Below are 25,237 nucleotides of genomic sequence, written 5' to 3'. Positions count from 1 at the left end.
CCGGGTCCACGCGGTAAACCGCCGTGACACGGGCCCCGCGGCCCAGGCAGACTGCAAGGGAGACCAGCGCACACTTTCCCCGACCGTCGCCGCCGGCGGCCGACAGGAGTTCCCACCCCGATGACCGACACCGTGCACACCGCACCCGCCTCCCGGACGGCCGCTCCGGCGGGCTCGGGGCTCCTCATCGGGGTTCTCGTGCTTTCGGCGTTCGTGATGATCCTGAACGAGACGATCCTGAGCGTCGCGTTGCGTGACCTGACGGTCGACCTGAACGTGCCGACCACGACGGTGCAGTGGCTCACCAGCGGGTTCCTGCTGACGATGGCCGTGGTCATCCCGACGACCGGGTTCCTGCTGGAGCGGTTCTCCCCGCGGCAGGTCTTCGTCGTGTCGCTGACGGCGTTCAGCCTCGGCACGCTGATCAGCGCGCTGGCCCCCGGGTTCGGGGTGCTGCTGGCCGGGCGGGTGGTGCAGGCGTGCGGCACGGCGGTGATGCTGCCGCTGCTGATGACCACCGTGATGCGGCTGGTGCCGCCGCAGAAGCGGGGCGCGACGATGGGCACGATCACGATCGTCATCGCGGTGGCGCCGGCCATCGGGCCGACGATCGGCGGGGCCGTGCTGTCGTCGCTGGGCTGGCGGTGGATGTTCTGGATCGTGCTGCCGTTGTCGCTGGCCGCGCTGGTGATCGGGCTGCTGCGGCTGCGGCTGGACAGCGAGACGCGCCGGGTGCCGCTGGACGTGCCGTCGGTGCTGCTGTCCGCGATCGGCTTCGGCGGGCTGCTGTACGGGCTGTCGTCGACCGGTGAGGCCGGCGGTGCGGAACCGCCGGTGCCGGCGTGGCTGCCGATCGTCGTCGGGGTGGTTGCGCTCGTGGTGTTCACGTGGCGCCAGCTCCGCCTGCAGCGCCGGGACCGCGCGCTGCTGGACCTGCGGCCGTTCACCCATCGCCCGTTCGTGGTGGCGCTGGTGCTGACGGCGCTGCTGTTCGTGTGCCTGATCGGCGCGGCGGCGATCCTGCTGCCGCTCTACCTGCAGACGGTGCTGCGCACCAGCACGTTCGTGAGCGGGCTGGCGGTGCTGCCGGGCGGGCTGGTGCTCGGGCTGCTGGGCCGTCCGGTGGGTGCGCTGTTCGACCGCGTGGGCGCGCGCCCGCTCGTCATCCCGGGCGCGGCGGCCATGGCGCTGTCGCTGTGGCTGTTCACGCTGCTGGGCCCGACGTCGCCGCTGATCGCGGTGATCGGGATCCACGTGCTGCTGATGGCCGGGCTGGGCCTGATGATGACGCCGCTGATGACCGAGTCGCTCGGCGTGCTGCCCGAGCACCTGTACTCCCACGGCAGCGCGATCCTGTCGACGCTGCAGCAGGTGGCGGGCGCGATGGGGACGGCGCTGTTCGTCAGCGTGGCCACCCTCGGCACCGTGAACGCGAGCGCAAGCAGCCCGGACGCGGCGGGCCTGCGGACGGCGTTCGTGGTCGCCGGGTGCATCGGGCTCCTGGCGTTCGGGCTCACCTGGCTGATCCGCCGCTCGTCGGCGAGTTCCGACAGCCCCGCTTCGGGGGATCAGCCGGGCTGAGTCACCCGAACGGGGCGGGGCTGCGGACGGGTTCGCGGTCGCCTGATGCACCGGTCTGCTGGCGTTCGGCTCTCATTCGGCTGATCCGCCAGCTAACCTCGCCCCAGGGGAGCAATCCCGGCCTGAGCCACCCGAACGCGGCGAGGCTGCGGACAGCATGCGGTCACCCGATGCATCGGGCTGCCGGCTCACCTGGCTGATCCGCCACTCGTTCATCGGCTCCAGCCGCTGACTCCGCTTCAGGGGAGCAGCCAGCCCGACCTACCCGGACGCGGCAAAGCTGCCGACGGTGTTCGGGGTCGCCCGATGCATCGGCCTGTCGGCGTTCGGCTCTCATTCGGCTGATCCGCCAGCCGACTCCGCTTCAGGGGAGCGATCCTGGCCTGAGCCACCCGAATAAGGCGGGGCTGCGGACAGCGCGCGGTCGCCTGATGCATCCACTTTCCGGCGAGGGCAGCTGGGTCACCTCTCCGGGGGAAGCATCCGGCCCAGGAGGACACCCAGCCGGTTCCGTTCCGCCGGGCTCAGGTCGTGGGTCAGCGGCGCCAGCAGCGTCGCGATCTCCGCCCCCAGCTCGCCGGCCAGCCGGTGGGCCTGGTCGGTCAGGCCGACGCGGACCGCGCGTCCGTCGTCTTCGCTGGCCTCGCGTCTGACCAGGCCGCGTTTGACCGCGCGGTCGATCAGCCCGGTCACCGACGAGCGGTCCAGGCCCAGGTAGTCCGCCAGCTCCGCCATCTTCGGCGTGCGGTCGCGCAGGATCGCCAGTGCGCGCAGCTGGGTCAGGGACAGGTCGTGGGCGGCCGCCGCTCGGCTGAGCAGGGCCATCACCGTGAAGGACACCTGGACCAGGTGGTCCATCACCTCGTCGGGGCCGGGTTCGGTCATGCCGCGACACTACCTTGAACTAGTTGGTAGTGCCAGCTAATCTAGTTGGTACTACCAATCAAATCCGTAGGGGGTCGCCATGCGCGCAGCGGTCGTCACGTCGTTCGGCACACCGCCGTCCTGCCAGGACTTTCCCGAGCCGGTACCGGAAACGCCGGACGAGGTGCTCGTCGACGTCCTCGCCGTCGGCCTGCATCCGCGGGTGCGGTCGCAGGCCGACGGCTCGCACTACACCGAGTCCGCCGAGCTGCCGTTCGTGCCCGGGATCGACGGCGTGGGCCGCGCACCCGACGGCAGCCTGCGGTACTTCGTCCTGCCGGACACGGCGATGGGCGCGCTGGCCGAGCGGACGGTCGTGGACCCGCGCCGCAGCGTCGTGCTGCCCGCCGGCATCGACCCGGTGCTCGTGGCCGCGGGCATGAACCCGGCGATGTCGGCGTGGATCGCGCTGCGTCGGCGGATCGCGTTCGCGGCCGGGCAGGACGTCCTGGTCCTGGGCGCGACCGGCAACGCGGGACGGCTGGCCGTCCAGGTGGCGCGCCACCTCGGGGCCGGGAGGGTCGTCGCCGCGGGCCGCGACCCCGGCCGTCTCGCGACCCTGCCGGGCCTCGGTGCCGACGTCGCGGTCCCGCTGCCCGACGTCGCCACGGAGGCCGCGGACGTCGACGTCGTCCTCGACTACGTCTGGGGCGAGCCGACCGCCGAGGCGCTGCGCGAGATCGTCACGCACCGCGCGGACCGGGCCCGGCCGCTGACGTGGATCGAGATCGGCTCGGTGGCGGGCCGGACGGCGTCGCTGCCGTCGGCCGCGTTGCGGGCGGCGCGGCTGCAGCTGGTGGGCAGCGGCCAGGGCTCGGTCCCGGCGCGGGACATCGTCGCCGAGCTGCCCGCCCTGGCCGAGGAGATCGGCCGGGGCACCTTCCGGATCGACGCGCGCACGGTGCCGCTGGAGGACGTCGAAGCGGCCTGGAAGGACCCGGGCGACGACCGGCGCGTGGTGATCGTCCCGTGAACGACGGTGGGCTCGCGCCCCCGATGCGCGAGCCCACCGGCGTTCACCCCGCCTTCGGCGTGGCCCGCACCCCCGTGTGCAGGTACCGCTCCCCCGTCGGCAGCTGGTAGAACGTCACCGACTGCCAGGACTTCGTGCCCGCCGGGCGCAGCGCGAACTGGGACGGGCCGATCGGGACCAGGGCGTCCTCCGTGCTCGGTTCCGGGACCAGCTCGGCGAGCGGGCCGGTGACCGTCTGGCGGATGCGCAGGCCCGACTCGCCTTCGAAGACCTCCGTGCGCACCGACTCCCGCTCGTACACCCCGAGGAACTCCGAGACGTCGACCTCGGGCGGGGTGGCCGCGGGCGTCAGCGGCCGCGGCATCGCGACGCCCGCCAGCTCCGCGAAGATCTCGCGGTACAGCTCCTCGTACAGGTCGTGGGTGTTGCCGCCGTTGGCGAGCAGCGTGACCGCCAGGCCGGGCTCCGGCAGGATCCGCAGGAACGCCGACTGCCCGATCGTGTTGCCGTCGTGGCCGTAGACGCGGTGGCCGTCCCAGTCGAAGCGGATCCAGCCGAGGCCCCACGAGTCGCCGAGGGTGTGCTTGTCGGGCATGTCCGCCTGGCGTTCCGTCATCGCGGCGGCGGACGCCGCCGAAAGGACCCGCGTGCCGTCCGGGCCGAGGCCGCCGGTCAGGTGCAGCCGGGCGAACGTCAGGACGTCCGCCGTGGTCGCCGTGATCAGGCCGGCCGGGCCCGCCGAGCGCGGCAGGCCCCAGACCGGCGCCGGCTGCGGCTCGGCGTCGCCGGCCGCGACGTGGCCCATCGCCGCGCGGAACATCAGGGCCTCTTCGGGCAGGGTGCCCGTGTGGGTCAGGCCGAGCGGGGTGAACAGCCGCTCCCGCAGCGCCGCGTCCCACGTCTTGCCGGTCAGCTTCTCGATGACCCGGCCCGCGAGGATGAAGCCCGAATTGCTGTACGACAGGGTCGCGCCGAGCGGGTGGGTCTGCGCGGCCTGGTCCAGCACCTCGACGTACTTCTCCACGCAGTCGTCGCCGCGGCCGGTGTCGGTGAAGACGTCGCCGTCGATGCCGCTGGTGTGGGTGAGCAGGTGCCGCAGCGTCACCTGCTTGGTGACGTCCGGGTCGGCCAGCCGCAGCTCCGGCAGCACGTCGGCGATCGGCGCGTCCAGCTCCAGCAGGCCCTCGTCGACCAGCTGCATCGCGACGGTCGCCGTCCACACCTTGGTGATCGAGCCGATCTGGAACACCGAGTCCTCGGTGACCTCGACCCCGGTCGCCTTGTTGAGCACCCCGGTGGTCGCGAAGATCCGCTCGTCGCCGTCGAGGCGCAGGATGCCCAGGGACGCGCCGGGCACGCGGTGCTTGCGGGCCAGCGCGGCGAGGCGCCGCCGCCAGCGCGCGGCGTCGAGCGGCACCCGGCCCGGCGTGCCCGCGTGCTCCTCCACCCAGTCGAAGACGCGGCGGTTGAAGTCCGCGCGGTGCGAGGGCTTGCCCTCGAGGATGAACAGGTGGGACGCGCCGGGGTAGAGCACCATCCGGGCCGGCACCCCCTGCTCGCGCAGCGCGGTGAACCACTGCTCGGCCTGCCCGACCGGGCAGCGGTCGTCGTCGGCGCCGTGCACCACGAGCGTCGGCGTGCGGACCTGCCCGACCCGGGCCAGCGGCGACGACTCGGCGAAGTGCGCCTGGTCTACGGAGGACGCTCCGCCCAGTTCGGCGACGCCGAGGTAGTGCCCGCTGTCGGACGTGCCGGACATGCTGACCGCGTCGCTGACGACCCCGCCGGCGACGGCTGCGGCGAAGCGGTCGTCGTGGCTGGTCAGGTAACACGTCATGAAGCCGCCGTAGCTGTAACCGGAGACCGCGAGCCGCTTCGCATCCGCGACCCCTTCGGCGACGAGCGCGTCCAGCGGCTCGAGGAAGTCCTTGGCGTCGGCGACGCCCCAGGCGCCGACGGCCGCGGTGTAGAACGCTTCGCCGTACCCGTCGCTGCCGCGCGGGTTGAGCAGCAGCACGGCCCAGCCGCGGGCGGCGAGCTGCTGGTGGTAGGCGTGCACGGCGTCGGCGGTGCCGTTCCACGCGTTGTGCGGGCCACCGTGGATGTCCAGCAGCAGCGGCAACGGGCCGGTGCGCTCGGGGTCCCGCAGCAGCCAGCCGTGCACGACGGTGCCGTCCGAGACGGTGAACTCGCGCTCCTCGCGGGGAAACAGCTCGACGTCGTCGTTGCCGTGCGCGGTAAGGACCTCGGGCTCTCCCCCGGCGACGGCGACCGTGGCGATCTCGCCGTACGACGTCGGCGTCGCGAGGACGACCGCCACCGTGTCTCCGGCGACGGAGACGTCCGACAGCGTGTTCCCGGCGCCGCCGGCCACGAGCCGCGGTTCGCCGCCGTCGACGCCGACCGCGTAGACGTGCGTGTAGCCGCGGTCGCGGACGCAGAACACGACGGACGCGCCGTCCCCGCTCAGCACCGGGACCGCGCCGGGATACCCCGGCCCGCCCGGCATCACGTTCCGGTCCAGCGCGGCGGCCAGGTCGGCGGTTTCCCCGCCGTCCAAGGGAATCCGCAGCAGGCCGAGGTGACCGGGCGCGGTGTCGCGGCGGCCGACGACGAGCAGCGCGGCGCCGTCGGCCGTCCAGGTGACCGTGCCGGACATGCCATCACCGGGGCCGACCGGCCGCGGCTCGGCGAGGCGGTCACCGGACTCGATGACGTAGGCGCCGGAGCGGAACGTCAGGTCCGAGTCGGCGTCCGGCCCGGCGGGGAAGGCCAGCAGCCCGCCGTCCGGGGACCAGGCGGGATCGCCCGCGTGCCAGTCACCCGACGTCACCTGCCGGACCTCGCCCGAAGCGACGTCGAGGACGTGGACGTGCTTGCGCAGGGTGCGCAGCAGCCCGGCACCGTCGGCCTTGAAGTCGAGCCGGTCGGCGACCACCGGAGCGCCCGCGCGGCGGGACCGGGCCGCGTCGTCGTCACCCTCGTCGGCGGAAAGGTCGACCGGGGCGGAGAAGGCGATCTCGGTGCCGTCCGGCCGCCAGACCGCGCTGCCCGCGCCGAGCGGGAGCGTGGTGACCTGCTCGGGTTCGCCGCCGTCGGCGGGCAGCAGCCACAGCTGCGCCGGGCCGTCGCCGGCGCGCAGGAAGGCGATCCGCGTGCCGTCGGGCGACCACACCGGGGCGGCGTCGGTGTCCCCGCGGGTGAGCCGGCGCGCCGGGCCGCCGTCCGTGGCGACCTGCCAGAGCGAGCGGGTGTCGCGGTCCGCGTCGCGGTCGGCGGTGCGCACGACGTACACGATCCGCGTGCCGTCCGGGGAAAGCGCGGGGTGCTCGGGGAACTCCTGCGTGTACAGGTCGTCGGCGCTCAGGCGGCGGGTCATGCGGATCTCCTCGTGGGAATCGGTGGGGTCGCGGCGAAGTGGCAGGCCGCGGTGTGGGGACGCTCGGCGGCCTCGGCGGCCGGGTCGGTGTCGAGGCAGACGGTGCTGTCGGTGTGCACGAGCGGGCCGATCGGGCACCGCGGGTGGTAGTGGCAGCCGGGCGGCGGGTGGTGCGGGTCGGCGGGTTCGGTGTCGGCCAGCGCGTCGTCCTTCACGTCGGCGAGCAGGCCGCGGTGCGGCGACGGTGCGGCGGCCAGCAGGTCCCGCGTGTACGGGTGCCGCGGATCGGTGAGCACCTGCTCGGCCGGCCCGGCTTCGACGATCCGGCCGAGGTACATGACCGCGACGAAGTCGCTCACGTACCGGACGACGGCGAGGTTGTGCGAGATGAACAGCATCGACAGTGACAGGCGTCGCTGGACGTCGCGGACCAGGTTGAGCACGGCGCCCTGCACCGAAACGTCCAGCGCCGAGGTGATCTCGTCGGCGATCAGCACCTTCGGCTGCCCGGCGAGTGCCCGGGCGAGCGCGACGCGCTGCCGCTGCCCGCCCGAGAGCTGACCGGGCAGCGTCGCGGCGCGTTCGGGATCCAGGTTGACCAGTTCGAGCAGCCGCGCCACCTCGGCCCGCCGCCCGGCCTTGCCGCGGTGCGCGCCGCGCGGCATCGCCTCGGTGATGGACTCGCCGACGGCCATCCGCGGGTCCAACGAGGAGTACGGGTCCTGGAACACCATCTGCAGCGGCTTGCGCCGGGGCAGCCGCCGGACGTCGGCGCCGTCGAGCAGCACCCGGCCGCCGCTGACCGGCGACAGGCCGACCGCGGCCCGTGCCAGCGTCGACTTGCCGGAGCCCGACTCGCCGACCAGGCCGACGACCTGTCCGGAAGGGACGGTCAGGCTGACGCCGTCGACCGCCGTCAACCGGCCGTAACGGACACTCACCGTGTCGAACCGCAGCTCGCTCACGCGGCACCTTCCTTTCGCGACCGTCCGGAAAGGACACTCACCTGCGGGTGCCAGCACGCGACCCGGTGACCGTCGCCGGCCCGGGCCAGCGCCGGGTCCTCGGTCCGGCAGCGCTCCGACGCCAGGGGGCACCGGGGGGCGAACGCGCAGCCGTCCGGCACCTGGTCCGGCTCCGGCGGGCGACCGGGGATCACGGCCAGCGGCTCGTCACGTGTGGTGTCGAGGTCCACCGTCGTCGCCAGCAGCGCCCGCGTGTACGGGTGCTGGGCCGGGCTTCCGGTCGGCAGGTCCTCCACGATCCGGCCGGCGTACATCACCAGCATGCGGTCGCACGTCTGGGAGACGACCGCGATGTCGTGGCTGATCAGCAGGATCGCCGCGCCTTCCGCTTCGCGGGTCCGGGCGAGCAGGCGCAGGACCTGCCGCTGCACGGTGACGTCGAGCGCGGTCGTCGGCTCGTCGGCGATGACGAGCTTCGGTGCGCCCATCAGGCCCATGCCGATCATCGCCCGTTGCCGCATGCCGCCGGAGAACTCGTGCGGGTATTGCCGGGCCCGCCGGGCGGCGGCCGGGATCCGCACCGCCGTCAACCGGTCGATCGCGCGGGCGAACGCCGCTCGCCGCGACAGGCCGTGGTGCTGTTCGGACACCTCGGCGAGCTGCCTGCCGACCCGGCGAGCCGGGTTGAACGACGTCATCGGATCCTGGAAGACCATGGCCAGCGCTGTGCCCAGATCGCGGTCCGACGCCTGCTCGACGGGTGTCCCGGCGAACTCCAGGCGGTCCGCCGTCACCACGCCCGGCAGCTCGATCAGGCGCGAGACGGCCAGCGCCGTCAGGCTCTTGCCGGAGCCGGACTCGCCGACGACGCCGATCGCCTCCCCCGCGCGCACGGTGAAACTCAGGCCGCGCACCGGGACCGTCCAGCCACCCGCGCGGGGAAAGGCCACCTGGAGGTTCTCGACGACGAGCACCGCGTCGTCCGCCGGCTCCTCGGCGACGGCGGGCCGCGGCGCGGGCAGCGGGCCGGACGCGCGCCGGGCGGCGCGGGAGCGGACGCCGACCACGGCGGCCACGGTCTCCCCCACCAGGTTGAACGCCAGCCCGGCCAGCACCACGGCGACGGCGGGCGCGAGCGCGGCCACCGGCGTCACGTAGATGCCGTCCAGGCCTTCGCGCAGCAGCCGTCCCCAGTCGTAGTCCGGGGCCTGCACGCCGATGCCGAGGAACGAGAGACCGGCGAAGGCGAGCAGCGACGATCCGGCGCCGATGGTCGCGTTCACCACCAGCGGCTCGCCGATGTTCGGCAGCACGTGCCGGGCCAGCAGCCGGATCCGGCCGACGCCGGACACCCGGGCCGCGGCGATGAAGTCGCGTCCGGCGACCGACGCCGAGAGCGTCTGGACCAGCCGGGCGAACGCCGGCGCCATCGCGAACGCGATCGCCAGCACCGCGCCGTGCGTGCCCACCCCGAAGATCACCGCGAAGAACAGGGCCAGCAGCAGCCCGGGGAACGCGACGGCGATGTCGATCGCCGACGTGAGCAGCCGGGCCGCCCACCGCGGCAGCACCGCCGGCAGCGACCCGAGCACGACGCCGGCCCCGACGCCGATCACGGTCGCGAGCACCGCGAGACCGACCGACAGGCGGGTCGCGACGAGCGTGCGCAGGAAGATGTCGCGGCCGAGGGCGTCCGTGCCGAACGGGTGCGCCGCGGAGGCGCCCTGGCCGATCGCGTCGGTGTCGACCACCGCGGCGCCGTCGCCCCAGAACAGCGGCGCCAGCACGGAAAGCGCGATCACCAGCACCAGCAGCACCGCCGAGCACGCGCCCACCGGCGTGCGCACGGCCGTCGTCCACACCGAACCGCGCTTGCCCAGCGAAAGCCGTGCACGCATCGCCGTCACCTCAGCTCTCCCGGATCGTCGAACGCGGGTCGAGCAGCCCGAGCACGACGTCGACCAGCAGGTTCACCAGCAGCACGGCGATGCCGTAGACGAGCACGATCCCCTGCACCAGCGGGTAGTCCTTCTGCAGGATCGACTGCACGATCGTCGAGCCGAGGCCCGGCCAGGCGAACACGTTCTCCACCAGCACCGTGCCCGCCACCAGGCCGGTCAGCATCAGCCCGCCCAGGGTCAGCGTCGCGGTCAGCGCGTTCGGCAGCGCGTGCCGGACGTACACCAGCCGCGCGGGCAGCCGTTTCGCCCGCGCGGTGCGGACGAAGTCGGCGCCCAGCACCGCGAGCAGCTCCACCCGGACGATCCGGGCGAGCACCGCGGCCGGCCCGATCGTCAGGGCCGCCACGGGCAGCACGTACGCGCCCGGGCCGTCGCCGCCCGCGACCGGGAACCAGCCGAGGCCGACGGCGAGCACCGCGACCAGCCCGACCGCCAGCAGGAAGTCCGGGATGGCGGCGAGCAGCACGCTGCCCGACGTGAAGCCCAGCTCGGTGCCGCGGCGGCGGCCGCCGCGGGTCAGCACCGCGAAGCCCACCCCGACCGGGACGGCGACGATGACGACCACGACGAACGCCAGCGCGGCCAGCTGCAGCGTGGCCGGCAGCCGGTCGCCGATCACCTGGGTCACCGGCTGCCCGCTCGCCATCGACGTACCGAAGTTCCCGGTGACGAGCCCGTGCAGGTAGTGCCCGTACTGCGTCCACAGTGGATCGTCGAGGCCGAGCTCGGCGCGGCGCGCCCGCACCAGCTCGGCGGGCGCGGTCATCCCGAGCGCGGCCCGCACCGGGTCGCCGGGGACCAGGTGGATCATCAGGAACGCCGCGGTGACCAGCGCCCACAGGGACACGGCGAAGCGGGCCAGCCGGCGCCCGGCGAACGCCGGCCACGGGCTGCCCCGCAGGCCGGCGGGCGCCGCCGCCGTGGTCATTTCGCGTACATCCGGATCGAGGACGGCGTGATGGCGCCCTGGCTGATCGTGAACTTCGAGCCGCTGCCGTAGACGGCGGTGACGGAGTCGATGTAGGGCACCACGTCCACCTGCTTGATCAGCGCCGTCTCCGCGGCGTTCCAGGTCGGGCAGCTGGCTTCGCCGTTCGCCGCGGCGGCCTGCTTCACGGCCTGGTCGTAGGCGGGGTTGGCGATGTGCCCGAAGTTCGTCCCGTCCGGCGCGGCCGGGCCGGACACGAACGGCACCAGCTGGCTGGGCAGCGTGAGCCCGAGCGGGCCGAGCGAGACCTCCCACTCACCGGTGCCGAACAGCACCTGGGACAGTCCCGGGCTGTCGACGCCCTTCAGGGTGACCTCGGCGCCGAGCGCCTTCCAGGTCTGCTGGAACAGCTCCGCCGTCGGCGCCATCGTCGGGCCGAGCTGGGTGCCGTAGATGACGTTCAGCGTCAGGCGCTTGCCGTTCTTCACCCGGACGCCGTCCGCGCCGGCCTTCCACCCCGCGGCGTCCAGCGCGGCCGCGGCCGCGGCCGGGTCGTGGGACGGCAGGTTGCCGGTGACGGTGTCGCCCGAGCACGCCTTGGGGTCGGCGGTGACCAGGCCCTGCGACGGCTTGCCCGTGCCGCTGGTCAGCACCTTGCCCAGCTGGGCGAGGTCGAGCGACTGCGTCAGCGCGCGCCGCACGGCTTCGTCCTCGCCGGGACGGCCCGCGGCCTGGTTGAAGAAGATCTCGCCCAGCGGCGCGTTGTAGTCGCCGTGGAACAGCTTGCGCGCGTCGAGGCGCTGGCGGTCCGGGCCGATGATCACCCCCGCGTTGAGCTCACCCGAGAGCAGCAGGTTCGCCGCCGTCGAGGTGTTGGAGACGACCCGCAGGACGACCTTGTCGGGCAGGCCCGGCTCGGCCTTCCAGTCCCCCGGTCCCCACTTGTAGTCCTTGCGGCGGGTGAACGTGTAGTGGTCGTTCGGCACGGCTTCGGAGACGGCGAACAGGCCGGTGCCGCTCTCGCCCTTCGCCAGCAGCTTGCGGTCGGCCAGGCCCTTGCCGCAGACGATCGGCAGCGAGCCGATGTTGCGGAGCAGGAACGCGTCCGGCGCGCCGCTGGTGACCGTGATCGTGCGGGTGGCCTCGTCGGCCGTGGCCTTCGTGCCGGGCGCGACCGTCAGTCCGGCGTACGGCGACTTGTTCGCCGGGTCGCCGACGAACACGATGTTCGCCGCGACGTCGGCGGCGGTCAGCGGGGCACCGTCGGCGCAGGTGAGGCCCGGGCGCAGGGTGAAGGAGGCGGCGGTGGTCGACGTGTCGGTCCACTTCTCGGCCAGCTCCGGCAGGGGCTTGCCGTCCGCGCTCAGCTCGGTCAGGGAGTCGTAGAGGAACTTGTCGACCTGGCCGGTCACCGACAGCACCGACATGTGCGGGTCGAGGTTGCCCGGGTCGGAGCCGAGGGCGAGGGTGAACGTCTGGCCGTCGACCGGGGTCTGTCCCGATCCGGCGGTTCCCGGTCCCGCGCAGGCGGTCGCCACGAGGGCGAGCCCGCCCAGCAGGACCACCGCGGTCCGTGTGGGGGTCATGGGGTTTCCTTCCGCAGGTGGTCCACGGCGAGGCGGGCGGCCGCGCCGATCCCGGCGTCGACGGCGGGCTGCCGTTCGTCGAGCGAGTCCGCGCGGGTGAAGACCGCGACGGCGAACCGGCGTCCGTCCGGAAAGGACACGACGCCGGCTTCGTTGCGGACGGCCGGCAGGGTGCCGGTCTTGGCCGCGATCGTGACGTCCGCACCGAAGCCGGACGAGATCCGGTGCGGCCAGATCTGGCGCGCCATCATCGAACGGACCTTCTCGCACGCCGCGGGTTCGGCGGCGCGGTCGGTCCAGACGGCGTCGAGCAGGGTGGTGACCTCCCGGGGCGTCGAGGACGACGTCCGCTCCGGGTCGAGCACCGAAAGCTTCCACGTCTGCTCGGGGGTGGCCCCGGCGAACGCGGCGTCGAGGTCACCGTCGGCGCCCAGGTCGGCCATGACCGAGGCGAACAGGTCCTCGCAGCAGCCGATCAGCCGGGTCCGCCCGAGGTCCAGGTCGGCCAGCACGCGGTCGACGGCGTTCTGCCCGACCCGGTGGTAAATGACGTCGGTGGCGGCGTTGTCGCTCATGGTCAGCATGAACAGTGCCAAATCCCGCCAGGACATTTCAACGTCGTCTTCGCAACCGGCGGTGCCGATCCCGCCGATGCGGTAGCGCTTCCCGACGCGGGTGCGCTCGGTCTCGTCGAGGCGTCCCGCTACGACTTCGCGGGCGTAGGCGACGGCGACCGGGATCTTGAACACCGACGCCAGCACCACCGGGTCGTCCGCACCGACGGCCACTTCGGCGGGGCCGCCGCCGATCTCGCGTGCGTGGACGAAGCCGCGCGCGCCCGCCGCGGTGAAGATCGCGGTGATCTCGTCTTCGACACCGGTCATGCGCGCACCCGCCGGTCGGCGCGGCCGGTGTGCAGGTACAGCGCGTGCCCGGTGCCGTCGTCGCCGACGAAGGCGTGCGGGATGTACATGCCCTGCATCGGCTCGGCGAGGATCAGCGTGTCGCCGTTCATCGCGACCAGCTCGCTCTTCACCGGGCCGCTCAGCTCGGCGAAGATCCCCTTCGGGACGCGCTCCACCCAGACGCGCCCGTCGTCGTCCTGGCTGACCAGGATGTCCGCGACCGTCGAGGAGTACTCGCCGACGTAGCGGGAGGCGTCGACGCGCGGCGCGGCCGGGTCCGGCACCGGCGGCGGCGCCATTTCGATGCCGGTCAGCTCGCGCAGGACGTGGCCGAGGATCTCGGTGTAGAGCGGGATCGGGTCGCCGCCGTTGGTCAGCAGCGCGACGGCGACGCCGTGCTCCGGGGCGACCCGCAGGAACGACGCCTGGCCGATCGTGTTGCCGTCGTGGCCGATCAGGGCCCCGCCTGGTGCGTCGAACAGCGACCAGCCGAGGCCCCAGGCGTCGCCCATCAGGCCGAGGTCGGGCAGCTCCACCCGGCGTTCCCGCATGGCGCGGGCGCTTTCCGCGCTCAGCACGCGGGTGCCGTCCGGGGCCTCGCCGTCACGCAGGTGCATGCCGGCGAACGTCGCGAGGTCCCGTGCCCGCATCGCGAGCATCGAGCCGGCCGGCGCGTTCGACGGCGCCAGCGCCCAGATCCCCGCGGGCTCCGGCTCGGCGCCCGGCTCCGGTGTCAGGTGGCCCAGCGCGGCGCGGAACCGGATCGCCTCGTACGGGCTCTGCGCCGCGTGCGTCAGTCCCAGGGGGACGAACAGGTGATCGCCCAGGCACTGGTTGTAGTCCTTGTCCCGCAGCACTTCCACGACGCGGCCGAGCACGCAGAGCGCGGCGTTGTTGTAGGAGAACATCTCGCCGGGCGGGAAGAGCTGGGGCACGTCGTGGAGCGTGGCGACGTACTTCTCGACGCAGTCGGCGCCGCGGCCGGTGTCGGTGAAGATGTCGCCTTCGAAGCCGGCGGTGTGGCACATCAGCTGCCGGACGGTGATCCGCGCGGCGGCCTCGTCGTCGGCGAGCACGAACTCGGGCAGGTACTTGCGGACGGGCTCGTCGAGCTCCAGCTTGCCCTCGTCGACGAGCTGCATCGCCAGGGTCACCGTCCAGACCTTGGTGATCGAGCCGATCTGGAACACCGAGTCGGCGTCCGCCTCGACGCCGGTGGCCCGGTTGAGCACGCCGGCCGCGCGGTCGAGGACCTCGCCGCCGGCGTACACGGCGACGGCCGCGGCGGGCACGTGGTTTTCGGCCAGCAGTGCGGGAAGCCGGCCGTCGAGCCAGGCCCCGAGCTCGGTGAGTTTCGACATGGTTGCCTCTCGTCCGATGGTGAACCGGCGTTGCCGGGGATGCTATGACCTGCGCTTACCCCGCCGGTTCGTCGAATCCGACGAGTCCGGGGGAAACTTCCGTCGCGGCGGACGAACCGGTCAGGCGAGCCAGCTCTTCGCGGTGGTCACCTCGGCGAGCCGGCCCGCGATCGGCGTGACGCCGAGGCCGGGGCCCGACGGCACCGGCAGGTGCCCGCCGGTCAGCACGAACGGCTCGGTGATGTCCTCGGTGTAGAACCGGTCCGACGCCGAGGTGTCGCCGGGCAGCGTGAACCCGGGCAGCGACGCGAGCGCGACGTTCGCCGCCCGGCCCAGCCCGGTCTCGATCATCCCGCCGCACCAGACCGGGATCCCGTGCGCGGCGCAGACGTCGTGGACCCGCCGCGCCTCGAGGTACCCGCCGACCCGGCTCGGCTTGATGTTGACGATCCGGCAGGCGCCGAGCCGGATCGCGTCGGCGGCCGAGCGGGCGGAGACGACCGACTCGTCCAGGCAGATCGGCGTCCGGATGTGCTTGGCCAGCTCGGCGTGGCCCAGCACGTCCTCCTCTTCGAGGGGCTGCTCGATCAGCAGCAGCTCGAACGGGTCGAGCCGGGCGAGCTGCGGGATGTCCGACAGCGTGTACGCGGTGTTCGCGTCGACCTGGAGCAGGACGTCGTCGCCGAAGCGTTCCCGGACCGCGCGCACCGGTTCGACGTCCCAGCCGGGCTCGATCTTGAGCTTGATCCGGACGTACCCCGCGTCGAGGTAGCCGCCGACGACGTCGAGCAGGTGCGGGACGGTTTCCATGATGCCGACGGAGACCCCGCACGGCACGGAGTCCTTTGTGGACCCCAGGGCGGTCGCGAAGGACACGCCGTGCGCCCGCAGCTCCGCGTCGAGCACCGCCATCTCGAGGGCGGCCTTGGCCATCCGGTGGCCCTTGAACTTCGCCAGCAGCGGGGCGACCTTGTTCGCCGTCAGGTCGCCGGCCGCGAGCAGCGCCGGGACGAGGAAGGTCCGCAGCACGTGCTCGACGCCGTCGACGTACTCCGAGGAGTACAGCGGGTCGACCATCGCGCCGCACTCGCCCCAGCCCTCGCCGTCGGAGGTGACCGCGCGCAGGAGCAGCAGTTCGCGCTCGGCCTGCGTGCCGAACGACGTCCGGAACGGGGACACCAGCGGCATCCGGACCCGGAGGAGCTCCACACCAGTGAGTTTCACGACGACTGCTCCCTTGCCACGACGTAGAAACCGGCACGATCGAACCCGACGACCTCGGCGCCTTCGGCCATCAGCCCGCCGAGCGCCTCCCGCAGCGCGACGCGCCAGGACCGGCCCAGGTCCGGGTCGGCCCGGCGGAGCGCTTCGACGTCCGGCGGGACGGCGACCAGCACCACCGGCGCGTCCGCGCTCCCGGTCACCGGCCCGCCGTCGGGTCCGACGGTCAGCGCGGTCGCCGCGCCGCGCGCCCGCAGCGCCACGGCGTCGAACCGGGCCGGCTCGCCGAGCGCCGCGGCCCGCACCGGCGGGCTCGCCAGGTCCCAGGCGGCCATGATCCGGTCGGTGTCGCCCCCGCCGTTGATGGTGTCGTGCATCGGGCCGTAGAAGTTCGGCAGGTAGTACTCGGGACGGGCGCCGAGCTTGGTCAGGTTGAAGTGGGCGTTGCGCCGCACGAGCGGGTCGAAGGTCCAGGAGATCTCCGGGACGCCCTGCTCCAGCGCCCACGCCCGCTGGTGCAGCTTGAGCGCGAAGCCGAGACCCCGGCCCAGCCCGGCGGGCAGCACCCCGGCGATGTGGCTGTGCAGCCCGGCTTTCGCCGGGCGGCCGAAGAAGCCGAAGCAGGCACCGAGCAGCCGGGGGCCGTCGAAGGCCCCGGCCACGTAGTTGCCCGCCGTGACCATCGCGCGGAGCAGTTCGGAGTTCACCGGCTGGCTGCCCGGCCCGGGTTGCCAGATCGACTCGAAGAGCAGGGCCGCGGCCGTCAGTTCGGCGACCTCGGTGAGCTCGCGGACTTCGGTGCCCGATGCCGCGGCGGCGGTGGCGGCCGCGACAGCCGCCTCGTCCCGCACGGACGGGGCCGTGTTCGTCACAACGTCAGTCACGGGACCATCCTTTCCGGACAATGCCGGCGCGTCACCGTTGTCCCGCACCGGATTCGCCCCCGGTGTTGGTCGCGGCGGACGAAGATCCCTTGGCCAGCAACGTCTTGGTCAGCGTGACGAGCAGCGCGGTGCGCGGGAGCAGCTCGGAAACGCGGACGTGCTCGTCGTCGGCGTGGGCGCCGCCGCCCACCGCGCCGAGGCCGTCGAGGGTCGGGATCCCCAGTCCCGCGGTGATGTTGCCGTCGGACGCGCCGCCGACCGACGCGCCCGTGAGCGTGCCGCCGGCCAGGGAGTTCGCCAGTTCGAACAGGTCCGCCGACGCGTCGGCGTCCAGCGGCGCGCGGTTGACCGCCCCGGCGATCCGGATCCGCGCGCCCGCCAGCACGGGGCTCAGGCTCCGGACCGCCCGGTCGACCCGGTCCTGCTCGGCGGCGTCCCACGCCCGGACGTCGACCGCGACGCTCGCGGCGGCGGGCACGGTGTTGCCGGTCGTCCCGGCCGTGAGCACCGTCGGGACGACGGTCGTGCCCCGATCCGGGTCGGCCAGCGCGGCCACCGCGAGGATCTGGTGGGCGAGCTCGATCCCGGCGTTGACGCCCTTCTCCGGTTCGAGCCCGGCGTGCGCGGCCCGGCCTTCGACCTCGACCCGGTACTGGGAAACGCCTTTGCGGCGGGTCTTCAGCGCGCCGCCGTCGGCGGAGGCCTCCAGGACCAGCACCGCGCCGCAGCCCTTGGCCTCCTCCTCGATCAGCGAGCGGGACAACGGCGCGCCGATCTCCTCGTCGCCGGTGACCAGGATGGCCAGGCCGCTGCGGTCGGCCAGCGCCGCGGCCGCGTGCAGGGCCATCACGACGCCGGCCTTCATGTCGAAGCAGCCGGGTCCGCGCAGGACGCCGTCCTCGACCGAGAACGGGTGGGTCCGCAGGGAACCGAGCGGCCACACGGTGTCGTGGTGACCGAGCAGCAGGACCCGCGGCGGGCCGTCGCCGAACCGCCAGCGCAGGTGCGTGCAACCGTCGGTGACGAGGCGCTCGGGCTCGGCGCCCAGCAGGCGGCGGCCGATCGCCGCCACGACCTCGGCGCTGCGCGCGACGGCGTCGTGGTCCTGCGAGGGCGACTCGCACTCGACGAGGGCCTGGATGTCGGCGAGGAGGTCGTTCACCGCGGCTCACCTCGCAGCGGCTTGCCGGGGAGCGCGCCGGTGCGCAGCTCGCCGTCGCTGACCACGGGAGTCCCGCCGACATACAGGTGCCGGACGCCCCGGGACGGCCGGGTCGGGTCGGCGTAGGTCGCGGTGTCGGTGATCGTGGCCGGATCGAGGACCACGACGTCGGCGTCGGCGCCGACCCCGAGGTGGCCCTTGCCGCGGGCGGCGGGCGCGACGTCGTCGAGCAGCCGTGAAGGCAGGTGGGAGCAGCGGCGGAACGCTTCGAGCCAGCTCCACTCCCCCGCCTCCCGCACCATCAGGCGCAGCGTCTTGGCGAAGGTCCCGGCGGTGCGCGGGTGCGTCGTGCCGCCCGGCGGGAGCGGCCACTCGGTGGTCTCGGTGCGGCCGTCCTTCCAGTACACGGGCATCGCGTCGCTCGCGACGATCGAATCGGGGAAGGCGAGTGCCTGGTGCAGCAGCGCGCGGTCGCGGGGGTTCTCCTCGTCGAGGAACTCGAGGATGCAGGGCGCGCCGGGGTCGGCGTCGCGCAGCTGCCGCAGGCGGGCGGCGTCCGCGACGCGCTCGCCGGTCTCCAGGATCACCACGCTCGACGGGCTGAGTCCCTTGAGCCGCAGGCGGTCCGGGTCGATGAACGCGGCGCCGACGGCCGTGCTGCCCGCGCCGTACGGGTAGGCCTCCACGGTGACGCGGGAGCCCGCGCCGCGGGATTTCTCGAGTGTGGCCAGGACGCGGTCGATGTGGTGGCCGGAGGTGCTGTTGACGTGGCAGTGGTGCATCGCGGCGCCGGTCTCGGCCGCGGCGACGACGATCTCTTCCGAGCCGTCGACCGGGATCGCCGGGTCGACCTCGACCAGCTCGCGGACGTGGGTGTAGGTCGGCACGCCGGCCCGGGCGGCGAGGTGGGCGACGGCGAGGAACTCGCCGGGCTCGGTCGCCGGCGCGTACCCCATCAGGATCCCGATGCCGAGCGCGCCCGCGGCCAGCTCACCCTCCACAAGGGACAGCCAGGCGGCCAGTTCCTTCGCCGACGAAGACCGCTGCCACGCCGGGTTTCCGAGCACGGCGAGGCCGCTCTCGATCTGCGCGTCCGGCTCGATCCCGGCCAGGACCTGCGCGCGGGCCGCGCTCCAGGACGCGGAGAAGCCGTAGTGCAGCGGACGTCCGGCCGCCGCGGCCTCGGTGTAGGCCCGCTCGATGGGCATCAGCCCGGCTTCGAGGTCGAGGGCGGTGGTGACGCCGTCCATCGCCTGCAGCCGCTGCCCGGCGATCGAGTGGACGTGGCTGTGCAGGTCGACGAACCCGGGCCCGACGACCAGCCCACCGACGTCGACGACGGTCGCCGCCTCGAGCCCGCTCCCGACGGCGGCGACCTTGCCGCCGTCCAGGAGCACGTCGGTGACCCCGTCGAACCCGGTCCCGGGGTCGACGACCCGGCCGCCCCGCAAGAGTGTCCGCACCGCTGCGCCTCCTCGTCGTCACGTACTGGGGTCGTGGCGACGATAGGAGGCTTTCCGGCGGCACCGTTGGTCCGCGACGACGAACCGGGCGGCCCCGGTCCATCCGCGCGGACGAACGCGGGGCTAGGCGGTCACCGGGGCCAGGAGGAGGCCGGTGACCGCGTCGATCAGGCCCGTGCCCGCGTCGTCCCAGGTGGCGCGGGGGGTGGGGGTGTCCTCCGCCAGGGCTCGCTCGCGCTCGGCCGTCATGTGGATCATCAGCTGGCGGGCCATGTCGCCGCGCTCGGCGCGGACGTCCGGCGGGAGGACCGACAGGCTGCGGTTCAGGCCCGCGACCACCTTCGCCAGCGCCGGGGAGGCCATCGACTCCTCCGCGATGATCGCGCGCAGCGCCGGGTCGGTCAGCACCTGCGCGGTGAACCGGGCGAACCACGTCGGGGAGCCCAGCTCGCGCAGGTACGTCGTGGTCGGGCGGATCAGGCAGGCCACCCAGTCGCGCAGCTCGCCCGGGCCGTCGATGGCCTCGGCGACCTCCGCGCGCAGCCGCTCGACGCGCTCGGAGTGCTTGCGGACGATCGCGCGGACCAGGTCGGTCTTGGTGCCGAAGTGGTAGTTGACCGCGGCGTTGTTGCCCTGGCCCGCGGCCTCGCTGATGTGCCGGTTGGACACCACCTGCACCCCGTGCTCGGCGAACAGCCGCTCGGCCGTGGTCAGGATGCTCTCCCGGGTGGCGCTCGCGCGCTCCGCCTTCACGTTCATCCCATCACCCCGATCACGGCCCTCACCTTACGGAGCCACGGCCCGCCGGACGTGCCCGGCCAAGAACTCGTACAGCTCGCGCGTCAGCTCGGCCGACGCGCCGATCAGGTTGTACCCGTGGTCCACGCCCGCGACGTCGCGGTGCTCGACCAGCGCACCCGCCGCCTCGAGCTTTCCCGCGTAGGCCACGGCTTCCGCGCGCAGCCGATCCAGCTCCGCGGTAACGACGACCGCCGGCGCGATGCCCTCGATGCCGTCGCCGTTGGTCCCCCAGGCCGGGGACACCAGCGGATCCGTGCGGCGCCGGGCGTCCGGGACGTAGGCGGTGTCGAAGATCTCGCCCATCCAGGGCTTGATCACCACCGACCGCGCCGCCGGCTTGTCGCGGGCGGCGGTGACGAGGTCCATCGGCGGGTAGTGCAGCACCTGCAGCGCCAGGTCCGGGCCGCCGTCGCGCAGGGACAGCCGGGCGGCCGCCGCGGCCAGCGAGCCGCCCGCGCTCTGCCCGCCGACGCACAGCCGCGCGGCGGGCCACTCGGCGGCGGCCCAGCGCAGCACGTCGTGGACCTGCTCGCACGGCACCGGGAACCGGCGCCGCGGGGCCAGCGCGTACTCGACGTTCACCACCGTCACCCCGGCGTGCTCGGCCAGGAAGCGGCACCACGGGTCGTCGCCCGTCCGGCGGCCGGCGACGAACCCGCCGCCGTGGGCGTTGACGTACACCCCGCCCGGCGTCGACGGCGGCGCGTAGACGGTGGCCTCGACCTCGCCGTGGCGGGTCGGCACCCGCACCTCGCGCGTGCGGCCCGGGATCTCGGGGAACCGCAGGTGCGGCCGCACCCCGGCGGCCGGGATCGCGCCGAAGAGCCGCGCGAGCGTGTCCGCGACCAGGGGTACCGCGAGAACCGACATGAGCACTCCTCAGCGTCAGGTGAAGCTGCCCAGCCACTTCCGCGCGGTACCCAGGTACTCGCGGGCGAAGCCGGTCTTGGGGGCCCAGGACTCGAACCCGTGCGGCGCGCCCGGCACGACGTGGACGGTCGTGTCGACGCCCGCCGCGCGCAGCCGGCGAGCGTACTCGGCGTCTTCGTCGTGGAACAGGTCGATGTCGCCGACGCCGATCCAGGTCGGCGGCAGCCCGGCCAGGTTTTCGCGGCGGGCGGGCGCGGCGTAGTGCGGGACGACGTCCGCCCCTGGTTCGCGGCCGAGGTAGGCGCGCCAGCCGAAGCGGTTGAGGCGGTTGTCCCAGCCCCGGTGGCGCCGCGCGTCGAGGTCGCGCCGGGCGGCGGTGCGGTCGTCGAGCATCGGGCAGAACAGCCACTGTGCGAGCGGCCGCGCGCCTTCGTCGCGCAGGCGCTGGACGAGCGCGGCGGCGAGCCCGCCACCGGCGCTCTGCCCGCCGATGACGACCCGGCCCGGCTCGGCGACGTTCTCGCGGATCCAGGTCCAGGCGGCGTGGCAGTCGTCGAGCGCGGCCGGGTACGAGTTCTCGGGCGCGAGGCGGTACTCGGCCGACACCACGGTGATCCCGAGTTCCCGCGCCGTTTCCCCGCAGAACGCGTCGCCTTCGACGGCGGTGCCGATGACCAGGCCACCGCCGTGGATCCACAGGAGCGTCAGGTCGGACCGCGGCCGGCGAGGTCGGTAGATCCGCCACCCGGGTGTGACCTCGACGTCGACGTCCGGGACCGCCACGGGCCCCATCAGGGCCGTGGTCCGGCGCACCAGCCACAGCCCCCAAGGGCGCTCCAGCGGCAGGCGGGGCAGCCACCGCGCCCTTCCGCGCAGCTCGGGCGCGATCTCGGCGAGCTTCACTGGGCCGACCACCCGCCGTCGGAGGGCAGCACGACGCCGTTGACGTTCGCGCCGTCGTCGCTCAGCAGGAACGTGATCGACGCGGCCAGCTGCTCGGCCGTGGCGATCGGCGGCATCAGCCCGAAGAACGCGCCGAGCCGGCCCTGCCCGAACGCCGACGGTGACGCGCTCTGCCCGATGCCGGTCGCCACCCCGCCCGGCGCGACGGCGTTGACGCGGATGCCGTGCGGCCCGTACATCACCGCGCAGTTCCGGGTGATCCCGACGACCGCGTGTTTCGAAGCGGTGTAAGCGATCCCGGCCGCCGAACCGCGCAACGCGGCTTCGGAGGCGATGTTCACGATCGAGCCGGCACCGGCCTCCAGCATCGCCGGGAGCACGGCGCGGATGAGCGCGAGCGTGCCGTCGACGTTGACCGCGAAGACCCGCCGCCACAGCTCGTCGGTCACCTCGTGGGCGGGCGAGAAGTCGTCGGCGATCCCCGCGACGTTGGCCAGCCCGTCGATCCGGGTCCCGGCGGCGGCCAGGATCCGCTCGATCCCGGCGGTGCCGGTGATGTCCGCGCTGACCGGGACCAGCTCGGGCGTCTCCGCGGCGAACTCGTCTAGGCGCCCGGCCGAGACGTCGACCGCGACGACCCGGCCGCCTTCCCGCGCGATCCGGGACGCGGTGGCGCGGCCGATGCCGGACGCGGCGCCGGTCACGACCACCGTGCGGCCCTCGAACCGGCCGGGGACGGTCCGCTCCCGCGTCCCGGTCGCGGCCGGGACGACCCCGCCGTTGGCGCGCGCGACGAGGTCGTCGACGACGTCCTGGCCGAGTTTTCCCTGGCTGAGCGCGACGAGCTGCCCCAGCGGCACCTGGCTGATCGGCGCGAGCACGGTCTCGTCGAAGCCCGCGCCGGCGAGCAGGGCCCGGATGAGCGGGCCGCCTTCGGGGTGCGCAACCCACTCGCCGATCGGCGTGTCCGCGGTGATCACGGCGACAGCGTACCGCACTTTTAAAGCAACTGCTTGACCAAAGTTCCCGAACTCGGTTACCTGGAGGTGAGCCGATCACCGAACCCGGAAGGGCACCCATGTCCCCCACCCCGTCCCTGCCCGCCGACCTGGGTTTCGACCCGGACGCCCTGCGCGCGAAGTACCGCGCCGAGCGCGACCGGCGCCTGCGGCCCGACGGCAGCGCGCAGTACCAGCGGCCTGCCGGCCGGTTCGGGTACTACGCCGAAGACCCGTACGTCGAAGGCGACCTCGTGCGCGAGCCGCTGCACGACCGCGTCGAGGCCGTGGTGGTCGGCGGCGGGTTCGGCGGCCTGCTCGCCGCCGCGCGCCTGCGCCAGGCCGGCGTCGGGAGCATCCGCGTGATCGAGAAGGGCGGCGACTTCGGCGGCACCTGGTACTGGAACCGCTACCCCGGCATCCACTGCGACATCGAGTCCTACGTGTACCTCCCGCTGCTGGAGGAGGTCGGCCACGTCCCCGGCTGGAAGTACTCGCCGGGCGCGGAGATCCTGGAGCACGCCCGCGCGATCGGCCGGACGTTCGACCTCTACGACGACGCGTGCTTCCGCACCGCCGTGCGCGAACTGCGCTGGGACGACGGCGAATGGCTCGTCCGCACCGACCGCGAAGACGAGATCCGCGCGCGTTACGTCGTCGTCTCCAGCGGCACGCTCGACCACCCGAAGCTGCCGGGCATCCCGGGCATCGAGACGTTCACCGGGCACACGTTCCACACCAGCCGGTGGGACTACGGCTACACCGGCGGCACCGCCGACGGCGACCTGACCGGGTTGGCCGACAAGCGCGTCGCCCTCATCGGCACCGGGGCGACGGCCATCCAGGTCGTCCCCCACCTCGGCCGGGAAGCGCAGGAACTGGTCGTCTTCCAGCGGACGCCGTCCACTGTGGACGTCCGGGGGAACCGGCGCACCGATCCGGAGTGGGCCGCGTCGCTGGCGCCCGGCTGGCAACGGCGGCGGCGGGACAACTTCCTCACCGTCGTCACCGGCGGCCGGGCCGAGGAGGACCTGGTGGCCGACGGCTGGACCGGCAGCGCCCGCCTGCTGAAGGACCTGGTCGCGACCGACGCCTACGCGGACGTCCCGGCCGACGTCCACGAGCTGGCCGACTTCCGGAAGATGAACGAGCTGCGCGACCGGGTCGGCGAACTCGTCACCGACCCGGCCACGGCCGAGGCGCTCAAGCCCTGGTACCGCTACATGTGCAAGCGCCCGACGTTCAGCGACCACTACCTCCAGACGTTCAACCGCCCCAACGTGACCCTGGTGGACACGGCCGACAGCGGCGGTGTGGAGGCCGTCACCGAACGGGCCGTCGTGGCCGGTGGCCGGGAGTACGAGGCCGACTGCATCATCTTCGCGACCGGGTTCTCGGTCGGCGGTTCGGACGTCCTGGCCGGGCGCCTGCCGATCGTCGGCCGCGACGGCGTCTCCCTGCTGGAGCACTGGCGCCACGGACCCCGGACGCTGCACGGCTTCGCGAGCCACGGCTTCCCGAACCTGTTTCACCTCGGGCCGCTGCAGAACGCCAGCTCGGTGAACTTCGTCCACGTCCTCGACGAGCAGGCGAGCCACATCGGGGCGGTCGTCGCCGAGGCCCGCAAGCGCGGGGCGTCCCTGGTCGAGCCGACCGCGGCGGCCGAGGCCGCGTGGGTGGCGACGATCAGCGAGAAGGCCCCGGACCGCTACCAGTTCCAGCTCGACTGCACGCCGGGTTACTACAACAACGAAGGCAGGCCGCGGGAACGCAGCCAGTCGTTCGGCGACGGGCCGATCGCCTTCCACACGCTGCTGGCCGCGTGGCGGGAGAACGGCGGGATGGACGAGGTCATGTGAACCGCTTGGCGTCGTTGGCGAGAATCCGGTGGAGGCTGGCAGAACAGCCACTGGCCGGTGCCCGACCGGGTTCCTAGCGTTGACGGCCATGACCGCTGTGCTGCTGCCGATCCTCATCGGCGTCGTCTACGTCCTGCTCGGTTCGCTGATCCCCGAGCCGCACCGGCGGCGGTTCAACGCGGTGATGATCGCCGGCGCCGGCGCGGCCTACCTCTCCGGCGGCGCGCTCGGGCCGTGGGAGCTGGTGTTCTGCTCGGTGATGACCTACGTCGCCTTCCGCGGGCTCGATTCGTGGACGTTCATCGGGATCGGCTGGCTCCTGCACACCGGCTGGGACGTCGTCCACCACCTGAAGGGCCAGCCGATCCTCCCCTTCGCCCACGACTCGTCGTTCGGCTGCGCGCTCTGCGACCCGGTGATCGCCATCTGGTGCTTCACGGGCGGCCGTTCGGTGCTGACACCCCTGCGTTCACTCGTCACCCGGTGACGTGGTTGCCGCCGGGGTCTCGCGGG

General features: G+C 73.5%; 20 protein-coding genes. 4 read left to right on the top strand and 16 right to left on the bottom strand.

Annotated elements, in window-relative coordinates; genetic code table 11:
• Positions 1-120: 120 nt before the first annotated feature.
• Positions 121-1,581 (top strand): DHA2 family efflux MFS transporter permease subunit, encoded by a 1,461-nt coding sequence (locus VA596_RS14450; RefSeq protein ID WP_323327159.1) that lies wholly within the window; start codon positions 121-123, stop codon positions 1,579-1,581.
• Positions 1,582-2,043: 462 nt separating this feature from the next.
• On the opposite strand, the gene VA596_RS14445 is transcribed toward VA596_RS14450, so the two are convergent.
• Positions 2,044-2,466, bottom strand: coding sequence for a MarR family winged helix-turn-helix transcriptional regulator (locus VA596_RS14445; protein ID WP_323327157.1), 423 nt, complete (start codon positions 2,464-2,466; stop codon positions 2,044-2,046).
• Positions 2,467-2,545: 79 nt separating this feature from the next.
• Here VA596_RS14445 and VA596_RS14440 point away from each other — a divergent pair, with 79 nt between their 5' ends.
• Positions 2,546-3,478 (top strand): quinone oxidoreductase family protein, encoded by a 933-nt coding sequence (locus VA596_RS14440; RefSeq protein ID WP_323327156.1) that lies wholly within the window; start codon positions 2,546-2,548, stop codon positions 3,476-3,478.
• 43 nt (positions 3,479-3,521) lie between these two features.
• On the opposite strand, the gene VA596_RS14435 is transcribed toward VA596_RS14440, so the two are convergent.
• The 15 genes from VA596_RS14435 to VA596_RS14365 all read right to left on the bottom strand — a co-directional run bounded on the left by VA596_RS14435 (position 3,522) and on the right by VA596_RS14365 (position 22,847).
• Positions 3,522-6,857 (bottom strand): serine hydrolase, encoded by a 3,336-nt coding sequence (locus VA596_RS14435; RefSeq protein WP_323327154.1) that lies wholly within the window; start codon positions 6,855-6,857, stop codon positions 3,522-3,524.
• The gene (locus VA596_RS14430; protein WP_323327152.1) at positions 6,854-7,822 is read right to left on the bottom strand and encodes an ABC transporter ATP-binding protein; all 969 of its coding nucleotides are present in this window, start codon (positions 7,820-7,822) and stop codon (positions 6,854-6,856) included. Before VA596_RS14430 ends, VA596_RS14435 begins: the two co-directional genes overlap by 4 nt.
• A complete protein-coding gene (locus VA596_RS14425) occupies positions 7,819-9,720 on the bottom strand; it encodes a dipeptide/oligopeptide/nickel ABC transporter permease/ATP-binding protein (RefSeq protein ID WP_323327150.1) in 1,902 nt (633 codons plus the stop codon). The genes VA596_RS14430 and VA596_RS14425 overlap by 4 nt, the downstream gene beginning before the upstream one ends.
• 10 nt (positions 9,721-9,730) lie before the next feature.
• On the bottom strand, positions 9,731-10,711 hold the full coding sequence (locus tag VA596_RS14420; protein WP_323327148.1) for an ABC transporter permease: 981 nt from the start codon (positions 10,709-10,711) through the stop codon (positions 9,731-9,733).
• Positions 10,708-12,297, bottom strand: coding sequence for an ABC transporter substrate-binding protein (locus VA596_RS14415; RefSeq protein ID WP_323327146.1), 1,590 nt, complete (start codon positions 12,295-12,297; stop codon positions 10,708-10,710). The genes VA596_RS14420 and VA596_RS14415 overlap by 4 nt, the downstream gene beginning before the upstream one ends.
• Complete coding sequence (locus VA596_RS14410) at positions 12,294-13,181, bottom strand: serine hydrolase (RefSeq protein WP_323327144.1); 888 nt, start codon at positions 13,179-13,181, stop codon at positions 12,294-12,296. Before VA596_RS14410 ends, VA596_RS14415 begins: the two co-directional genes overlap by 4 nt.
• Complete coding sequence (locus tag VA596_RS14405) at positions 13,178-14,563, bottom strand: serine hydrolase domain-containing protein (RefSeq protein WP_323327142.1); 1,386 nt, start codon at positions 14,561-14,563, stop codon at positions 13,178-13,180. The genes VA596_RS14410 and VA596_RS14405 overlap by 4 nt, the downstream gene beginning before the upstream one ends.
• A 120-nt stretch (positions 14,564-14,683) precedes the next feature.
• Positions 14,684-15,787: an o-succinylbenzoate synthase gene (gene menC, locus VA596_RS14400; RefSeq protein ID WP_323327140.1), complete on the bottom strand. Its 1,104-nt coding sequence runs from the start codon at positions 15,785-15,787 to the stop codon at positions 14,684-14,686.
• A complete protein-coding gene (locus tag VA596_RS14395) occupies positions 15,784-16,668 on the bottom strand; it encodes a GNAT family N-acetyltransferase (protein WP_323327138.1) in 885 nt (294 codons plus the stop codon). The genes menC and VA596_RS14395 overlap by 4 nt, the downstream gene beginning before the upstream one ends.
• 31 nt (positions 16,669-16,699) lie before the next feature.
• Entirely contained in the window at positions 16,700-17,830 is a 1,131-nt protein-coding gene (locus tag VA596_RS14390) for a M20 family metallopeptidase (RefSeq protein WP_323327136.1), read from the bottom strand.
• Positions 17,827-19,293: an amidohydrolase family protein gene (locus VA596_RS14385; protein WP_323327134.1), complete on the bottom strand. Its 1,467-nt coding sequence runs from the start codon at positions 19,291-19,293 to the stop codon at positions 17,827-17,829. The genes VA596_RS14390 and VA596_RS14385 overlap by 4 nt, the downstream gene beginning before the upstream one ends.
• A gap of 123 nt (positions 19,294-19,416) precedes the next feature.
• Positions 19,417-20,052 carry a TetR/AcrR family transcriptional regulator gene (locus VA596_RS14380; protein ID WP_323327132.1) on the bottom strand — a complete coding sequence of 212 codons (636 nt, stop codon included), beginning with the start codon at positions 20,050-20,052 and terminating at the stop codon, positions 19,417-19,419.
• A 27-nt stretch (positions 20,053-20,079) separates the two neighbouring features.
• On the bottom strand, positions 20,080-20,964 hold the full coding sequence (locus VA596_RS14375) for an alpha/beta hydrolase fold domain-containing protein (RefSeq protein ID WP_323327130.1): 885 nt from the start codon (positions 20,962-20,964) through the stop codon (positions 20,080-20,082).
• A 15-nt stretch (positions 20,965-20,979) separates the two neighbouring features.
• Complete coding sequence (locus VA596_RS14370) at positions 20,980-21,867, bottom strand: alpha/beta hydrolase (RefSeq protein ID WP_323327128.1); 888 nt, start codon at positions 21,865-21,867, stop codon at positions 20,980-20,982.
• On the bottom strand, positions 21,864-22,847 hold the full coding sequence (locus tag VA596_RS14365) for an SDR family NAD(P)-dependent oxidoreductase (protein ID WP_323327126.1): 984 nt from the start codon (positions 22,845-22,847) through the stop codon (positions 21,864-21,866). The genes VA596_RS14370 and VA596_RS14365 overlap by 4 nt, the downstream gene beginning before the upstream one ends.
• A 98-nt stretch (positions 22,848-22,945) precedes the next feature.
• Here VA596_RS14365 and VA596_RS14360 point away from each other — a divergent pair, with 98 nt between their 5' ends.
• Complete coding sequence (locus VA596_RS14360) at positions 22,946-24,724, top strand: flavin-containing monooxygenase (RefSeq protein ID WP_323327124.1); 1,779 nt, start codon at positions 22,946-22,948, stop codon at positions 24,722-24,724.
• 88 nt (positions 24,725-24,812) lie between these two features.
• Positions 24,813-25,211, top strand: a complete 399-nt coding sequence (locus tag VA596_RS14355; RefSeq protein ID WP_323327122.1) for a DUF6010 family protein — start codon at positions 24,813-24,815, stop codon at positions 25,209-25,211.
• The last annotated feature ends 26 nt before the right edge of the window (positions 25,212-25,237 follow it).

This window comes from Amycolatopsis heterodermiae (assembly GCF_034929455.1).
Lineage (GTDB): Bacteria > Actinomycetota > Actinomycetes > Mycobacteriales > Pseudonocardiaceae > Amycolatopsis > Amycolatopsis heterodermiae.
Note: the sequence above shows the minus strand (reverse complement) of the source record. Positions and strands in the feature narration are given on the sequence as shown.